General features: G+C 62.2%; 17 protein-coding genes. 14 read left to right on the top strand and 3 right to left on the bottom strand.

Translation table 11 applies throughout. The features are described from left to right. The first annotated feature begins 170 nt into the window (after positions 1-170). The 3 genes from APH35_RS01725 (at position 171) to APH35_RS01715 (ending at position 4,045) form a co-directional block, all read left to right on the top strand. Positions 171-2,123, top strand: a complete 1,953-nt coding sequence (locus APH35_RS01725; protein WP_012272540.1) for an oxidoreductase — start codon at positions 171-173, stop codon at positions 2,121-2,123. A 39-nt stretch (positions 2,124-2,162) separates the two neighbouring features. Further along, positions 2,163-2,762 (top strand): helix-turn-helix domain-containing protein, encoded by a 600-nt coding sequence (locus tag APH35_RS01720; protein WP_060514107.1) that lies wholly within the window; start codon positions 2,163-2,165, stop codon positions 2,760-2,762. A gap of 80 nt (positions 2,763-2,842) precedes the next feature. Beyond that, positions 2,843-4,045 (top strand): NAD(P)/FAD-dependent oxidoreductase, encoded by a 1,203-nt coding sequence (locus APH35_RS01715; protein WP_060514106.1) that lies wholly within the window; start codon positions 2,843-2,845, stop codon positions 4,043-4,045. Positions 4,046-4,106: 61 nt separating this feature from the next. Here the strand turns inward: APH35_RS01715 and APH35_RS01710 are convergent, their stop codons facing one another. Then, positions 4,107-4,718 carry an FMN-dependent NADH-azoreductase gene (locus APH35_RS01710; RefSeq protein WP_012272543.1) on the bottom strand — a complete coding sequence of 204 codons (612 nt, stop codon included), beginning with the start codon at positions 4,716-4,718 and terminating at the stop codon, positions 4,107-4,109. Between the two features lie 133 nt (positions 4,719-4,851). Here APH35_RS01710 and APH35_RS01705 point away from each other — a divergent pair, with 133 nt between their 5' ends. Together APH35_RS01705 and APH35_RS01700 are read left to right on the top strand one after the other, a co-directional pair. Further along, positions 4,852-5,754, top strand: coding sequence for a LysR substrate-binding domain-containing protein (locus tag APH35_RS01705; RefSeq protein ID WP_012272544.1), 903 nt, complete (start codon positions 4,852-4,854; stop codon positions 5,752-5,754). Further along, positions 5,747-6,106, top strand: coding sequence for an MmcQ/YjbR family DNA-binding protein (locus APH35_RS01700; protein ID WP_012272545.1), 360 nt, complete (start codon positions 5,747-5,749; stop codon positions 6,104-6,106). The genes APH35_RS01705 and APH35_RS01700 overlap by 8 nt, the downstream gene beginning before the upstream one ends. A 38-nt stretch (positions 6,107-6,144) precedes the next feature. Here APH35_RS01700 and APH35_RS01695 read toward each other — a convergent pair whose 3' ends face one another. Next, positions 6,145-6,558, bottom strand: coding sequence for a DUF1294 domain-containing protein (locus tag APH35_RS01695; RefSeq protein WP_012272546.1), 414 nt, complete (start codon positions 6,556-6,558; stop codon positions 6,145-6,147). Beyond that, entirely contained in the window at positions 6,551-7,381 is an 831-nt protein-coding gene (locus APH35_RS01690) for an undecaprenyl-diphosphate phosphatase (RefSeq protein ID WP_012272547.1), read from the bottom strand. Before APH35_RS01690 ends, APH35_RS01695 begins: the two co-directional genes overlap by 8 nt. A 299-nt stretch (positions 7,382-7,680) precedes the next feature. Between APH35_RS01690 and mcpP the strand changes: the two genes are divergently transcribed. The 9 genes from mcpP (at position 7,681) to APH35_RS01645 (ending at position 16,329) form a co-directional block, all read left to right on the top strand. After that, positions 7,681-9,315, top strand: coding sequence for a methyl-accepting chemotaxis protein McpP (mcpP, locus tag APH35_RS01685; protein WP_060514105.1), 1,635 nt, complete (start codon positions 7,681-7,683; stop codon positions 9,313-9,315). 194 nt (positions 9,316-9,509) lie between these two features. Continuing rightward, complete coding sequence (gene pnuC, locus APH35_RS01680; protein ID WP_060514104.1) at positions 9,510-10,076, top strand: nicotinamide riboside transporter PnuC; 567 nt, start codon at positions 9,510-9,512, stop codon at positions 10,074-10,076. Further along, positions 10,073-10,642: an AAA family ATPase gene (locus APH35_RS01675; protein ID WP_012272550.1), complete on the top strand. Its 570-nt coding sequence runs from the start codon at positions 10,073-10,075 to the stop codon at positions 10,640-10,642. The genes pnuC and APH35_RS01675 overlap by 4 nt, the downstream gene beginning before the upstream one ends. A gap of 297 nt (positions 10,643-10,939) precedes the next feature. Then, positions 10,940-11,380, top strand: coding sequence for a hypothetical protein (locus APH35_RS01670; RefSeq protein WP_012272551.1), 441 nt, complete (start codon positions 10,940-10,942; stop codon positions 11,378-11,380). A 1-nt stretch (position 11,381) separates the two neighbouring features. Next, on the top strand, positions 11,382-11,960 hold the full coding sequence (locus tag APH35_RS01665; RefSeq protein ID WP_012272552.1) for a hypothetical protein: 579 nt from the start codon (positions 11,382-11,384) through the stop codon (positions 11,958-11,960). 49 nt (positions 11,961-12,009) lie between these two features. Then, a complete protein-coding gene (locus APH35_RS01660; RefSeq protein WP_060514103.1) occupies positions 12,010-13,461 on the top strand; it encodes a hypothetical protein in 1,452 nt (483 codons plus the stop codon). Between the two features lie 62 nt (positions 13,462-13,523). Next, entirely contained in the window at positions 13,524-14,204 is a 681-nt protein-coding gene (locus tag APH35_RS01655; RefSeq protein ID WP_012272554.1) for a C39 family peptidase, read from the top strand. A gap of 45 nt (positions 14,205-14,249) precedes the next feature. Further along, complete coding sequence (locus APH35_RS01650) at positions 14,250-15,002, top strand: hypothetical protein (protein ID WP_012272555.1); 753 nt, start codon at positions 14,250-14,252, stop codon at positions 15,000-15,002. Between the two features lie 46 nt (positions 15,003-15,048). Then, complete coding sequence (locus APH35_RS01645) at positions 15,049-16,329, top strand: hypothetical protein (protein WP_012272556.1); 1,281 nt, start codon at positions 15,049-15,051, stop codon at positions 16,327-16,329. Positions 16,330-16,387: the final 58 nt, after the last annotated feature.

The raw sequence follows: 16,387 nt of genomic DNA, 5'->3' as shown, positions 1-16,387 counted from the left end.
TCCCTCTGCTGGTGCCCTACGGGCCCGTTTTCTTGTTGTTGTGAGGTCACACCCTCGCTGAGAGGGTGACGAAAACCTAGTCGTGCACCATTAAAAAAACAAGTTGATTTTTTACTGTTGCTACACTTTCATAATAAAAACAAGAACAACACCGCACCGGAGCCGCCAGAATGCAAACCGCCTTCCCTCACCTGTTCGAAGCCTTGCAGATCCGCGGCAAACGCTTGAAGAACCGCATCATGTCAACCGGGCACGACACCTGCCTGCCCACCGACAACCTGGTCAACGACAAGCTGATCGCCTACCAGCGGGACCGTGCTGCCGGTGGCGTCGGCCTGATCGTGCTGCAGGTCGCCGGGGTGCACGACAGTGCCCGCTACACCTCACACGTACTGATGGCCACCGACGATGCGTGCATTGATGGCTACCGCCAGCTCGCCGAGGCTTGCCATGCGCACGGCACCGTGGTGCTGTCGCAGCTGTTCCACCCCGGGCGGGAGATCATGGAGTCGGCGGACGGCCTGCTGGCGGTGGCCTACTCGGCCTCAGCAGTGCCCAATGAGCGCTTCCGGGTAATGCCGCGTGCGTTGGACCAGGCGATGATCGACGAAATCGTCCAGGGCTACGCCAGCGCCGCCCGCCGTCTGCACCAGGCCGGGCTGGATGGCGTCGAGGTGGTCGCCAGCCATGGCTATCTGCCCGCGCAGTTCCTCAACCCGCGGGTGAACCTGCGCAGCGATGGCTACAACGGCGAACTGGCGCAGCGCTTGAGGTTCTTGCGCGAAGTGCTGGCCGCTGTGCGCGCCGCCACCGACGAACATTTCATCATCGGCCTGCGCATCAGCGCTGACGAGCGCGACACCCAGGGCCTGAGCGAAGACGAGTCACTGGCGGCCGCCGTGGCCTTGCAGGGCCAGCTCGATTACCTGCATATCGTCGCCGGCACCTCGGCATCGCTGGGCGGCGCCGTGCATATCGTGCCGCCGATGGCGATCGAGGCGGCTTACTTGGCCCGCGAGGCCGGCACCTTCAAGCAACAGCTCGATATACCGCTGTTCGTCACCGGGCGCATCAACCAGCCCCAGGAAGCCGAGCTGATCCTGGCGCGCGGCCAGGCCGATGTGTGCGGCATGACCCGAGCGTTGATTTGCGACCCGTTGATGCCGAGCAAGACCGAACGCGGCCAGGTCGAGGACGTACGTGCCTGCATCGCGTGCAACCAGGCCTGTATCGGCCATTTCCACCGTGGTTTGGCCATTTCCTGCATTCAGCGTCCAGAAACCGGTCGTGAGCTGCAATACGGGCAACTTACGCCCGCCATTTCGCCCAAGCGCATCATGGTCGCAGGTGGCGGGCCTGCCGGTATGAAGGCCGCCGCCGTGGCCGCCGCGCGCGGGCACCAGGTCACCCTGTACGAGGCCGGCCCGCAGCTGGGTGGGCAGGTGTTGCTGGCCCAGCTGCTGCCACGGCGTAGCGAGTTCGGCGGTGCCAGCACCAACCTGCAGCGGGAAATGGCCCTGGCCGGTGTAGAGGTAGTGCGCAATACCCGGGTCGACCGCGCCCTGGTCGAACGCGAGCGCCCGGACCTGGTCATCGCGGCAACCGGTGCCACCCCATACTGGCCGGCGTTCGAGCGTACCGGGGAGCTGCAGGTGGTGGACGCCTGGCAAGTCCTGCGCAATGAAGTGAAGCTGGGGCGTTCGGTGCTGGTGGTCGACTGGCGCTGCGACTGGATCGGCCCCGGTATCGCCGAACGCCTGGTACGCGAGGGCCATCAGGTGCAATTGGCGGTAAACGGCACCCATTGCGGCGAAAGCCTGCCGCTTTATGTACGCGATCAACTGGCCGGCGAGCTGCATCGCCTGGGCATCCCCATCACCCCTTATGCCCGCCTGTATGGCAGCGACGACAATACGGTGTACCTGCAGCACACCGCCAGCGGCGAACCAATGATCTTCGAAGGCATCGACACCCTGGTGCTGTGCCTGGGCCATCAACCGGAAGACCGCCTTGCCACTGAACTGGCAGGCCTGGTGGAGGTACGACGGATTGGCGACTGCCTGGCGCCGCGCACGGCCGAAGAGGCCATTCACGATGGCCTGACAGTTGCCTGGGCGCTCTGAGGCTGTACATACTGCGGCTTTTGCGATGGACCGACGTGCATGAGCCAACTCCCCCAGCCCCCCGCCAGCGAAACCGGGGGCGCCGCGCCGCAGTTTCTCGGCACACGCATCCGCGGCCTGCGCAAGCGCCGCGGCATGACCCTGGCGGAGCTGGCCGCACACAGTGAATTGACTGCGGGCTACATCAGCCAGCTGGAACGTAACCTCTCCTACCCGTCTATCCCGGCGCTGTTCAACATCGCCCGCAGCCTGGGCGTGACCATCCAGTGGTTCTTCGCCAGCGAAGCCACCACCGCGCCCGAGGACCAGGGCTATGTGGTGCGGCGCAACAGCCGCCTGAGCGTGCACTATGAAGACGGCATCGTCGATCAACTGCTCACCCCGCAGCCCAACCGCCAGCTGGAGATCCTGCACTCACGCTTCCCCCCGGGCACCTACAGCCAGCAAAGCTACAGCCATGACGGCGAAGAAGCCGGCTACCTGCTGAGCGGCATCTTCGAGCTATGGGTAGGCGAGCGCCATTTCCAACTGAGCGAAGGCGACAGCTTCAGCTTCTCGAGCCAGGAACCACACCGTTATGGCAACCCCGGTGAAGTGGATGCCGTGGTGATCTGGGTAATCACGCCGCCAACATTCTGAAGCACTCCTGCAGGCGCTGGTAACACCGTTGACCCGCAATTGGGTCTACCTTGTCATCCGAACTTCAAAGGAGCACAACCATGAAGCAGATCCTGATCATTGGCGCGGGTTTTGCCGGCCTGTGGAGCGCGCTCAGCGCCATCCGTCAGCTTGACCTCAACGGCAGCAGGGATGTCGAGGTCACCCTGCTTGCGCCTCAGGCCGAGCTGCATGTGCGTCCGCGTTTCTACGAACCCGACGTACACACCATGGCCGCGCCGCTGCAGGCGCTGTTCGATGCCGTCAATGTCCGCTTCGTGCAAGGCACCGCCTGCCATATTGATGAAGGGGCGCGCCGAGTCAGCTATCGCACCCCCAGCGGCACGTCGTGCGCCCTGCCCTACGACCGCCTGATCATGGCCTGTGGCAGCGAGCTGAACCGGCCTGACAGGGTCGGTATCGAACATGCCTTCGATGTCGACAAACTCGAGAGTGCCGCACGCCTGGAAACCCATCTCAAGTCGCTGGCAAGGCTGCCCGACACGCCGGCACGCAATACCGTGGTGGTGGCCGGGGGCGGCTTTACCGGCATAGAGACCGCCACCGAACTACCGGCCCGCTTGCGCGCGATACTGGGTGAAGACGCTGCGTTGCGTGTGGTGATAGTCGACCGAGGCGCAAGGATTGGCGCGGCCCTGGGTGACGGCATCCGCCCGAGCATCGAGCAGGCAAGCGAGGCGTTGGGCGTGGAATGGATCTGTGGCGCTACGGTGGCTTCGGTAGACCCTGCCGGCGTGCTGCTGGACAACGGCCAACGCATCGACGCGGGTACGGTGATCTGGACTGTGGGCTTCAAGGCCAACCCGCTCACCGAGCAGATCAGTGGCGAGCGCGACCATCAGGGGCGCCTGCACGTCGATGGCAACCTCAAGGTCAAGGGTAGTGATTCGGTGTATGCCGCTGGAGACGTGGCTTACGCCGCCTGTGACGAACTTGGCAACCATGCGGTGATGTCTTGCCAGCACGCGATTGCGCTGGGGCGTCATGCGGGCAACAATGCGGCCGCCGAACTGGTTGGCGTGGCGCCGAAGACCTATAGCCAGCCCAAGTACGTGACTTGCCTTGACCTGGGCGCCTGGGGTGCGGTGTATACCGAGGGATGGGAACGTACGGTGTCACCACCGCAGGACAAGGCCGAGGCCAAAATACTGAAATCGCAAATCAATACCGTGTGGATTTACCCGCCAGCAGCCGATCGCACAGCAGCACTGGCTGCGGCTGATCCGGCGATCCCGGTAGCGTAAGGCTGTCGCGCCCCCGCTGTGGGGGCGCGAAAACCTTCATGTTCCGAGCAGGGCCGTTGAATCAGGCCACAGCAAACAGCTCATTGGCAATCTGCGCCTGTGCAGCATCAATCGCCTGGCTGCGCTGCTCCGGGCCATAGGCCAGGCCATGGGCGCGAACAATTTCCAGGTCGGTGACACCGATAAAGCCCAGGAACACTTTCAGGAAATCTTCATGCCCGGCGCCAGTCGGCTGGCCAGCGTGCAGGCCACCGGCGGTGGAAACCAGCACCACTTTCTTGTCACCGCACAGGCCTTCGGGGCCAGCTTCGGTGTAGCGGAAGGTCTTGCCGGCGACAGCGACGCGGTCGATCCAGGCCTTGAGCTGGGTCGGCACGGTGAAGTTGTACATCGGCGCGCCAATCACAACAGCGTCGGCAGCCAGGAATTCTTCCAGGGTCTCGGCGCTCAGCTTGGCTTCGAAAGCCTGGGCGGCGTCACGCACGTCTTCAGGGGTGCCCGCAGCTACCAGGGTAGCGGCAGAGAAGTGGGCGATGGCATCGGCCGCCAGGTCGCGGTAAACCACCTCGACGCTTGGGTCTGCAGCCTTCCAGGCCTCGACCACTTCGCGGCTCAGCTGGCGGGAGGCGGAATTGTCGCCCAGGATGCTCGAATCGATGTGCAACAGTTTCATGGGACTCTCCTGTTATTGAAGACCGCATCAGTGGGCGATCACGATGGGGAGAATCCTACCGAGGTGAACAATGGCTGATAAGCTGGCAAAAATGCGTTAGTTTGTCCCACAGGTGGAACAGTGAGACATTCCCATGCAAGACCTCAACGACCTCTTTTACTTCGCACGCGTGGTCGAAGCCGGCGGGTTCGCCGCCGCCGGGCGCCAGCTAGGCATCCCCAAGTCGCGCCTGTCACGGCGTATCGCCGAACTTGAAGAGCGCCTGGGCACACGCCTGCTGCAACGCACCACCCGGCAACTCAAGCTCACCGCGGTAGGTGAGCGCTACCTGCATCATTGCCAGGCCATGCTGTTGGAGGCCGAAGCTGCCGATGAAACCGTGGCCAGCATGAGCAGCGAACCACGCGGGCGTTTGCGCGTGTCATGCCCGGTAGCTCTGGCGCATGCGTTCCTGCCGGATGTGATCAGCCGCTTTCTTGAGCAGTACCCGCTGGTGCAATTGGACATGGTGCTGATCAACCGCCGGGTAGACCTGATTTCCGAAGGTATCGATGTGGCGTTGCGCGTACGCGACCTGGGCGACGAAGACCCGGCCCTGGTTACCCGCCGCCTGCGCCAGGCGCAAATGCAACTGGTGGCCGCGCCCGGTTTCGCTGACCACATTCGTGAACCAGGCGAGTTGGCGTCATTACCGGTGCTGGGCGCCGCCGAGGCAGACCGGCTGGTGCACTTCCGCCTGCTCGGCCCCGATGGCAAGCAGCAGGAAATCGCCCTGGAGCCACGCTTGGCGATCGATGATTTCGTAGTACGTAATGCTGCTGTACGAGCCGGCCTGGGTTTCACTGCGTTGCCCAGCATGTTTTGTGAAGAAGAACTGGAGCGCGGCGAACTGGTGCGCCTGCTGCCAGACTGGTCGCTACCGGGTGGCTATCTGCAGGCGGTGTATCCCCATCGGCGTGGTTTGCTGCCTGCAGTACGGGTGTGGATCGATCACCTGGCGGCATCATTCGAAGCCTGTGGAGAGCGGTATGTCTGAGCGAAAGATGAGCCAAGCCCAGGTGGCGGCGTTTTGCCTGAGCCTGCCGGGTGCGCGGGAAGACTACAAATGGGGCGGCATCCGGGTGTTCTCGGTGGCGGGCAACAAGATGTTCGCGGTACTCGACCTGGCCGGCGCAGGCTTGTCGTTCAAGGTGGCCGACGAGCTGTTTCTCGGCTATTGCGACCGCCCGGGGGTTCGGCCGGCGCCATACCTGGCGCGGGCAAAGTGGGTCAGCATGGCACTGCCCTACCCAATGGGGCGTGATGAGCTGTGTGACTTATTGCAGCGCTCGCATCAATTGGTGGTGCGACGCCTGCCCAAGCGGTTGCAAGTGGGGCTGGTCATGTGATCGACCTGTACCCGCGTAAAGGCCGGTACAGGTAAACCTCAAGCAAAAGGCAGATAGCGCCCTTCAAAAAACAGCCAGTCGGCCCAGAACACTTGGTGCACCAGCACAATCCCCCAGCACACCAACTGGTACGAGACCTTGCGGGTCTTGTGTCGGAACAGCTGCTGCGCCAACAGCGCTCCCGGCCAGCCGCCCAGCAATTCACTGGCATGCAGCACTTTTTCCGGTGTGCGCCAGGCCTGGGTACGCGCCTGCTGTTTATCCTGCCAGTACAGCAACAGGCTGATCAGGCTCATCGCCGGGTACAGCGCCAGCGGCCACCAGGCCTGGTCGTTCCAGGCCATGCGCGCCGCACCCAAGCCTGGCAACAGGCACAGCAGACCTAACAGCAACAGCTTCAGGCGCACATTGCGCACGCCTTCGGCTCGTTGCCCGCGCAGTGCCTCAGCCATGTGCGGTCGACCAGTCAACCCAGCCAAACTGCCAGGTCGCCAGAATCAGCAGGCCGAACACGATACGGTACCAGGCGAATGCCGCGTAGCTATGGTTGGCAATGAATTTGAGCAACGCCCGTACGGCGATCATGGCGAAGATGAACGAAGTCACGAAGCCAATCGCAAACACCGGCAGGTCAGCGGGCTGGAACAGGTCGCGGTACTTGTAGCCCGAATACACCGCTGCACCGACCATGGTTGGCATTGCCAGGAAGAACGAGAACTCGGTCGCTGCCTTGCGCGACAGGCCAAACAGCAGGCCACCGATAATGGTCGAGCCGGAGCGTGACGTGCCCGGGATCATCGCCAGGCACTGGACAAAGCCGATTTTCAACGCATGGCTCCAGCGCATGTCGTCCACATGGTCCACCTGCACACGATGCTCGCGGCGCTCGGCCCAGAGCATGATGACGCCACCGACCACCAGTGCTGTTGCCACGGTGATCGGGTTGAACAGGTACTCGTGAATCAGGTCGGCGAACAGCACGCCCAGGACCACCGCCGGCATGAACGCCAACAGCAGGTTGCCCGTGAAGCGGCGCGCCTTGGGCTGGCTGGTCAGGCCGAAGACCACTTCGAGAATCTTGCCGCGAAACTCCCACACCACCGCCAGGATCGCCGCCAGCTGGATGATGATGTTGAAAGCCATGGCCCGTTCGCCGCCAAAACCGATCAGGTCGGCGACGATGATCTGGTGGCCGGTACTGGAGATCGGCAGAAACTCCGTCAACCCCTCGACCACGCCCAAGATGATTGCCTGGAAGGCAGTCCAAAAATCCATCATTCCCCCGATGGAGCGCTGCTCGTTGCAGGCCCCTTGTTCTTGATTTGCTTGTGATTGCCGCACGCGGCCCGGCTGTTTTACAGCGACTGTTGGGCGCAACGCCAGTAGAAAAGTTCACGCTTGTTAAAGGTTTCATCTTGCGCGGCCGAAATCCTAGCAGAGCGCCTTTGCAATCGCTTTACGCGACCTGCTGCAGACTATTACGAAGATAGCACTTAGCCATTAGTCGAGTGGGGGCTTGCTGCAAAGCATGCTTCGATGCACCTCAATAAAAAGAACAATGCGGGAGCTGGTGGATGAACACTCTGAGATCGATGTCGATCAGTCGTCGCCTGTGGCTGATCCTTGTAGTGGCGGTGGCCATGCTGGTGGTGCTGGGCCTGCTGATGCTGCGCCAGATCCACGGTGACCTGTACCAGGCCAAGGCAGAAAAGACCCGTCATGTGGTGCAGACCGCCGCCGGTGTGCTGGCCTATTACCAAGGCCTGGAGGCGGCCGGCACGCTCAGCCGCGAAGCCGCCCAGCAGCAAGCACTGCAAGTGGTGCGAGCGCTGCGCTACGACCACGACGACTATTTCTGGATCAACGACCTGGGGCCGAAGATGATCATGCATCCGGCCAACCCCAAGCTCGACGGCCAGGACCTTTCCGCCATCCGCGACCCCGATGGCTTTGCCGTGTTCAACGAAATGGTCGCCCTGGCCCGCCAGCAGGGCGCCGGCCCGGTCAACTATCGCTGGCCCAAGCCCGGCGCCAGCGAGCCGGTCGCTAAAACCTCCTATATACAGCTGTTCAAACCGTGGGGCTGGATCATCGGTTCGGGCGTGTACGTCGATGACGTACAGGCCGAGTTCGCTCGCCAGCTACGCGACGCCTCGCTGGTCGGCGTGGGCATTGCCCTGTTGATGGCGCTGTTGGTCATGCTGATTGCCCGCAGCATCGCCCGCCCGTTGCAAGAAGCGGTGCAGGCGATGGGCAACATCGCCAGCGGCGAAAGCGACCTTACTCGACGGCTGGACACCCATGGCCGCGATGAAATCACCCACCTGGGCGAGCACTTCAACCGCTTCAACGGCAAGCTGCAAGGCGTGGTCGGCCAGCTGCAGGGGGCGGCCCATGCGCTGGCCCAGTCCGCTGGGCACGTCGGCGACAATGCGGGCGCCGCACAACAACACAGCGCCCAGCAATCGCTGCAGATGGACCAGGTGGCCACGGCGGTGAATGAGGTGACCTACGCCGTGCAGGACGTGGCCAAGACTGCCGAACAAGCCGCCGGGGAAATGCGCACCGCACAGCAGCAGGTGACGCACGGCCAGCAGGCCATTCACGGCAGCCTGGCGCAAATCGATCGGCTGTCGCTGACCATCGAGCAGGCCGTGCAGGTAATCCGCGACCTGGCCGGGCACAGTACACGCATTGGCGGCGTGCTGGAGGTGATTCGCTCCATTGCCGAGCAGACCAACCTGCTGGCGCTGAACGCGGCCATCGAGGCGGCACGGGCCGGCGAGCAAGGCCGCGGTTTTGCCGTGGTCGCCGACGAGGTGCGCCTGCTGGCCCAGCGCACGGCGCAGTCAACGGCCGAAATCCACACCATGATCGAGCACCTGCAAAGCCAGTCGGACGCTGCGGTCAAGGCCATCGACACCAGCAGCGAGGCGTCACGCCAGACCGTCGAGCAAGCCCGCGAGGCCGGAGCAAGCCTGGACGCCATCAACCAGGCACTGAACAACCTCACTGCATTGAATGCATCCATCGCCAGTGCCACCTTGCAGCAGGCGCATGTGGTCGAAGAAATCAACCGCAACGTGCTGGACACCGCAGGGCTGTCCCAGCAGACCGCTGATGCGGCGCGGCAGTCCAGCGATGCCGGGATGGCGTTGGGGCAGTTGAGCGAGGAATTGGAGCAGTTACTGCGGCAGTTTCGGGTATAGCGATAGAACGCAGCGCAGCCCTTGTGGGAGCCTTGTGCCGCGAAAGGCCGGCAATCTATGCGCTGACGCCGTAATCCTGGGGCCGCTTTGCGGCCCTTTCGCGACGCAAGGCCGCTCCCTCACGGCCCTACACCTTCCCCGGCCGACCCGTTACAATCGCGCCCCTTCCCCGATAGTCTCTCCAAGGATCGCCGATGTCCGGCCTTGAACTCATCGCCGCCGTCCTCGGCGTCACCGCTGTCTGGCTCACGGTCAAGCAGAACGCCTGGTGCTGGCCGATCGGTCTGGTCATGGTGCTGATCTACGGCTGGCTGTTCTACGAGGTAAAGCTGTACTCGGGCATGCTGCTGCAAGTGGCCTACGCCATCCTGCAACTGTACGGCTGGTGGCAGTGGAAGCGCCCCGAGCACGCAGAAGAAGCCCGCCAGGTCTCCCGCCTGCAACGCCCGGCGCTGTTCACCGGCCTGGCCGCCGGGTTGCTGCTGAGCGCCGCCCTGGGCGCGGCCATGGCCAATTGGACCGATGCTGCCCTGCCCTGGCTGGACGCCACCCTGACCGGCTTCAGCCTGGTGGCGCAACTGTGGATGGCACAGAAACGCCTGCAGTGCTGGCCATTGTGGGTGGTGGTCGACATCATCTATGTAGGCCAATACCTGCACCAGCAGCTGTATTTCACCGCAGGCTTCTTCGCCGTACTCACCCTGATTGCCCTGCGCGGCTGGCTGGAATGGCGCCGTGACCCGGCATTGGTGCAGCCATGAACGCAGAGCAGGCCATGAAGGTACTGGTGCTATGCGGCCCCGAGTCCAGCGGCAAAAGCTGGCTTGGCGGGGTGATCCAGGCGCATTTCGGTGGCGTGGTAGTGGCCGAGTACGTGCGCCATTTCATCGACCAGGAACGCCGCGATACCTGCTACGCCGACATTCCCGCCATCGCCCGCGGGCAACTGGCCTGGGAAGACCGGGCACGCGAGCAGGCACCGCCGCTGCTGATTCTGGACACCCACCTGCTCAGCAATATGCTCTGGAGCCAAGCGCTGTTCGATGACTGCCCGACATGGCTTGAACAGGCACTGCTGGCGCGGCGTTACGACCTGCACCTGTTGCTTAGCCCGCAAGGGGTGGATTGGGTTGGCGATGGCCAGCGTTGCCAGCCCGACCTTGGCGACCGCCAACGCTTTTTCGACGACAGCCTGGCCTGGCTGAAGCGGCACAATCAGCCGCACCAGATACTTGAGGGCAATTGGCCACAGCGCCAATTGCTGGCCTTGCAAGCAGTTGCTACGCTGCTTGATAGCGATACGCCAGCCTGCCCGACCGAGTGTTAAGCCCCTGACACACTCCGCTGGGGCAAAGCCCCCGAAATTGCGGGGCTTTCCCCCGCTTCGGGCACAGTGTCAAGCTCATGAAACACCCTTGCAAAAACCCTTCCAATCAAGGCCACTGCTGGCTTGCCTAGCAACGCTTGCGGCCAGCTGTTTCATCACTGAGACAGAATACGCCGCAGTTTGTTAGCCATCCAGGCTAACCGCTTGATCTGCAAACGCTTCTCAAAAACGGCACACCTTCTGCTCTGTTGTTCGCATCGCTGAACAGGGCCAGCGCTCAAAGAAGGAGTTGCCGTCGTGAGGAAAAGAGACAAACGCCTCCATCACCTGCTGTTGGTAGGTTGCGTATTGGGGTCATTGAGCCTGACGGCCCAAGCGGACAACGGGATCATCATCATCAAGCGCGACGTGCAGGTACGCAACGCGACGATCCCTCCCCTGATCCCAGACCCAAGCCCTACCACGGTCAACGCCAACCCTTCTGCCTACGTGCTCAAGCAAACCAACGAACTGAGTGATGGCGACTTCGCCAGCATCAGCAGCGGCGCAGGCATCAGCAACATGATCACCCAGCAGACCAACAACCTGGGCGGTAACCTCGGTAACCAGAACCAATTACCCAATCTGTCGGGCGGGCGCGGCACCGGTGGCTCAGGTAACGGCATCGCCAACATGGTCAACTCAAGTGTGCAGCGTGGCCTCGCACCGCTGCAGATCCTGACCGGCGGGGGCAAGTGAGATGAAGCACATGCTGCTGATTCTGGCCGCCCTGTGCAGCGCACCGGCCTTCGCGCAATCCTTGGTTCCAGTCATCAACAACGCCGACATCGACAGCTCCGGTAGCCGCTATCAGGGCAACCTGTCGGTCAACCAGGCCGCTGGCGACAAGCAGCAACAGGTCAATGCGCGCGCCATCGCCGTCGGCCCTGAAGCAAACGCCAGCACGCAGATCCGCCAACGCCTGAACACCCCCGCCGACCCCGCGATGGATGCCCGCTCGACCATCCAGGGCAACGCCTTCAGCAACGGCAGTGGCGCCCTGGGGGTCAACCAGAGCGCCGGCGCCAACACCCAGCAAGCCAACGCACTGAGCATCAGTATTGGTGCGCAGCCGCAAAGCATCGACGACAGCGTCCTCATGCAACAGAACGTGGCGCTGATCAACAACTCCGGAGCAACTGACATTCCAGCCGGCTATCGCCAGGTCACCACCAGTGATCAGGCCTTCACCGGTAGCCGTGGCGTGATCCAGTTGAACCAGAGTGCCGGGGTGGGAAACCGCATGGCCAACACCTTGAGCATCCGGGTCGCGGATTGACCCTTCAGTTAAGAACGACACTTAACCTAATAGAGTACGGAGAATCACCATGAAACCCTCGATGGCAATCAAGCCTCTGGTTTTCGCAATTGCTGCGGTCATGGCTGTTGCTGTACAAGCTGGGCAAAACGATCGGCGTAATGACCACCATAACGGCCACCATAACAATGGTCAGCACACGCCTCCACCCACCAAAATCCCTGTGTATGCAACGGCCAATGCCTGGGATACCCAATCCAGCACCGATAACCGCATCACCAACCAAGGCACCATCAACGAAGCCGAGATGAGTGACTCTGGCACAGGCTCCAGCGGCAACGTCGGCATCAACGTGGCGGCTGGTAACGGTAACCAGCAGGATAACGCCGCGGCCATTGCCAACGCCGGCTCCGAGTCGAGCCTGGACAACAGCTTCGTATTCGGCATGGCCAACGCCACCGCCGACGTCGAGCAAACCAGCAGAAACAACCGGGTCGACAATTACTCGACCCAGTCTTCGGCTGTGATGAGCGGCTCGGCCAGCGGGGCTGAGGGCAACATCGGCATCAACATCGCCGGCGGCGACCTCAACCAGCAGAAAAACACCATGGCCATCGCCAACACCGGCGCCCCACTGGGTAACGCCACCGCCACCGCTTCGGCCAATCAGGACGGGCCAGGCCTGACGGTAAACAACGGCGCCGACCGCACCTACCGTGTGGATACGATCACCATCACCACCTCGGCCAGCGGCTCGAGCTCGCGTGATGGCACGTTCAACTCGACCGACGACCGCAGCTCGTCGTCGAGCTTCAGCGTGGCCGGCGCGCAAAGCGCCAGCTCCAGCGGCTCCAGTGGCTGGAATTCCAGCGGTTCGAGCAGCTCGAACGCCAGCGGCTCCAACAACTCCAGCGCCAGTGGCTCCAACAGCTGGGGCCTGAACGGCTCAGCCAGCGGCAGCAACAGCTCGTCGAGCAGCGCCAACCTCAACGCATCGCTGGATGCAGCAGCCAACGCTACCCGCACCCTCACCACCGATGATGGCCGTCGCGAGCGCACCCGCTCCAGCACCTTCGACGGTTCGTTGAATGCATCGCTGGATGTCTCGGTCGACAAGTCGCACGAAAGTGCCTACGACTCGTCGTTCGAGAAAGCCTTCGACTCCAACTACGACAAGTCGCATCAATCGTCGTACGAGAAGTCCAAGGATTCTTCGTACACCAAGTCTCACGATTCTTCGTACGAGAATGCTTCGGCGTCTGACTTCTCGAAGTCTGGCGAAAAATCGAAACAATCCTCGAACGACGTGTCGAAGAGCTACAGCGAAAGCAGTGCTTACGACTTGAGCAATACCGTGTCCTTCCAAGTGCTGACCCCGACCGGCTGGGCCAACCCTGTTACCAACACTGCAACCCTTAGCGGTTCGGTGAACGGTGGCAGCGGCAACCTGGGCGTGAACGTGGCAGCCGGTGTGGGCAACCAGCAGAGCAACTCGCTGGCCATCTCCAACACCTCGTTCTGACCGTTGTGCTTGAGGCCCCCTTCGGGGGGCCTTTCTTCAACAGAACCGGAAGGCATCCGATCATGCGCATTATCGCCCTGGCGTTTCTGCTGTGCCTGGCCAGCGTGAGCGAAGCTGCACAAATGCCGCTGTCCGTCCTGCCGGGCGGTGCTGTGGTGTTCAAACCAATCCAGAGCGTTCGCGAGCGCAAGTTCGCCGACCTGGTGCAACAAAAGACCGACTTCAGCTGCGGCGCCGCCGCGCTGGCGACCATCCTGCGCCAGGCCTACTGGCTGGATGTGGACGAACACCAGATCATCGAAGGCATGCTGGCCCACGCCGACCAGGACCTGGTGCGCACACAAGGCTTCTCGATGCTCGACATGAAACGCTACGTCGAGAGCCTGGGGATGCGTGCCCGCGGTTACCGGGTGGCCCCCGACACCCTGCACAGCGTGCGCATTCCGGTCGTGGTGCTGATGGATGTGCGCGGCTACAAGCACTTCGTGGTCATGCAGAAGGTCGACAAAGGCTGGGTGTACGTCGGTGACCCGGTGCTGGGCCACAGGCGCTACAAGATCGACGATTTCCTCAAAGGCTGGAACGGCATCATCTTCGCCGTGATCGGCCAAGGTTACGACAAGAACAACGTCCTGCTCGACCCGCCCCTGCCACTGACCGCCAAGGGCCGGGTGAACAACTTCACACCAGTGAAGGACACCGAGCTACTGGACTTCGGCTTCATCAAAAGCGACTTCTTCTAACGACTGTTCTAATGACAAGGAGCATGATGCTCCAGGGAGCATTTCATGAAGACTTCATTGTGGCTGGCCATGGCCTGCCTGGCAGCCAGCTTGCCCAGCCACGCAGAGGCGTTCAAACCCATCGAACTGAAGGACCAGGAGCTGGCGAACCTGCGCGGCCGTTACGTGATGCCCGGACGAATCGTGAGCTTCGGCATCGTCATGTCCAGCACCTGGCAAAATGCCAAGGGCGATGTGATCGGGGCAACGTCAACGCTGCAGGTTCAGCAGTCGACCATCAAGCCTCAGTTCTATGTCTCGATGATTGATGAAAAAGGCACCGGCACGGCACCGAGCGGTGCTTCCGCCGCCGGGACTGGCGTGGTCACAGGTGGCAACGGCCTTGCCACCACCGAGGGTGTGACCCAGGTGGTACGCGCGGCCGGCGACAACAATGCCGCCTACAACAACGTCGACATCAACGTGACCAAGGCCAACCAGGCTCCCGCCGTACAACAGCAAGGGCAGGTACTGGCCGCCGGCCAGACCCTGGTTGGGGAGAACGGCGCTGGTGCGCTCAGTGTGTCTTCCAGCGGTGTGGGCGTGCAACTCAACATCAATGCCAGCAATAACCAAGGCAGCAGCATGCAGCGGCTGGCCCAAGGCGGCCTGATGCAGAACTCGACACTGCTCGGCAACGGCAACCTGGTCAGCAACGTCACATCATTGAATGTCGTGATGCGTGAGAGCGTGCCGACCGCGGCTTCGCTCAACGGCAGCCTTGACCAGCTCAAAGGTCTTCGCACCTTCGGATACTGATCTACGCTCAGTCTCATCAAAAGTAGTTGGAAGGGACGGCAACTCCATGTACCGATCTTTTACGCTTAGAGCTTTTGTGTGTTTCGCTACCCTGGCCCCCGCCACAGCACTTTACGCAGCCGCCGACCCTCAGGTCGAAGCGCTGAAACAGGAACTGATCGAACTCAAACGTCGGTACGAGGCACAGCAACAGGCACTGATGGTGCTGGAGCAACGCGTGCGCCAGGTTGAGGAGGCCCCTGCAGCGGCGCCGCCCAAACGCCTGGTCAAGTCCCCCGCCGAGGGGGTGAAGGGTGCGCAGACTGTCGCTTCTGGCACGCCTGGCACCACTGGTAGCTCGTACGGGCAGGCGCTGACGGCCGATTCCGAACCGGCGCAAAGCGTTTCCAACCTCTATGACGAAGCCAGCGGGTTCTTTGGCGGCGGCAAGTTCAGCTTCGAAACAGGCGTCACGTATACCCATTACGATACCCGGGCGCTTACGCTCAATGGCTTCCTGGCGCTGGACTCGATCTTTCTGGGCAGCATCAACCTTGACCGGATCAAGGCCGACAACTGGACCCTGGACATGACTGCGCGCTACAACCTGGCGCAGCGTTGGCAGTTCGATATCAACGTGCCCGTGGTGTACCGCGAGTCCACCTACTCGTCTGGCGGCGCCGGTGGCGCCGGGGCCAGTACCTCCGATGCAACCGTCACTCGCGACCCGGAAATTGGCGATGTCAACGTTGGAGTGGCCTACAAGTTCCTCGACGAGGACGAAACCTGGCCTGACGCCGTCGCCACCCTGCGGGTCAAGGCGCCGACCGGCAAGGACCCGTATGGCATCAAGCTGCGCGAGGTAGACGGCAACAGCAACCTGTCGGTGCCGGAAAGCCTGCCCACCGGCAACGGCGTATGGTCGATCACACCGGGTATCTCGCTGGTCAAGACCTTCGACCCGGCTGTGCTGTTCGGCAGCCTGTCCTACACCTACAACATGCAGGACTCGTTCAGCGACATCAGCCCGCAGGTCAACAGCAAGGTGCCGGGTGACGTCAAGCTCGGCGACTCGTGGCAGATCGGCGGCGGTATCGCCTTTGCCCTGAACGAGAAGATGAGCATGTCGTTCTCGGTGTCCGACCAGTTCGCCCGCAAGAGCAAGATCAAACCCGATGGCGGTGACTGGCAATCGATCTCCAACAGTGACTACAACGCCGCCAACTTCAACATCGGCCTGACCTTCGCCGCCACCAACAACCTGACCATCGTGCCCAACCTGTCCATTGGTCTGACCGACGATGCCCCAGACTTCTCCTTCAGCCTGAAATTCCCTTACTACTTCTGAGACTTGCCATCGGCCGAGCCCGTGCGAACGGGCCCGGCTTTTGGTTACCAGCCTTGTA

Origin of the sequence: Pseudomonas sp. NBRC 111132, from assembly GCF_001320565.1 — a bacterium.
Lineage (GTDB): Bacteria > Pseudomonadota > Gammaproteobacteria > Pseudomonadales > Pseudomonadaceae > Aquipseudomonas > Aquipseudomonas putida_P.
This window is presented reverse-complemented; position numbering and strand designations above follow the sequence as displayed.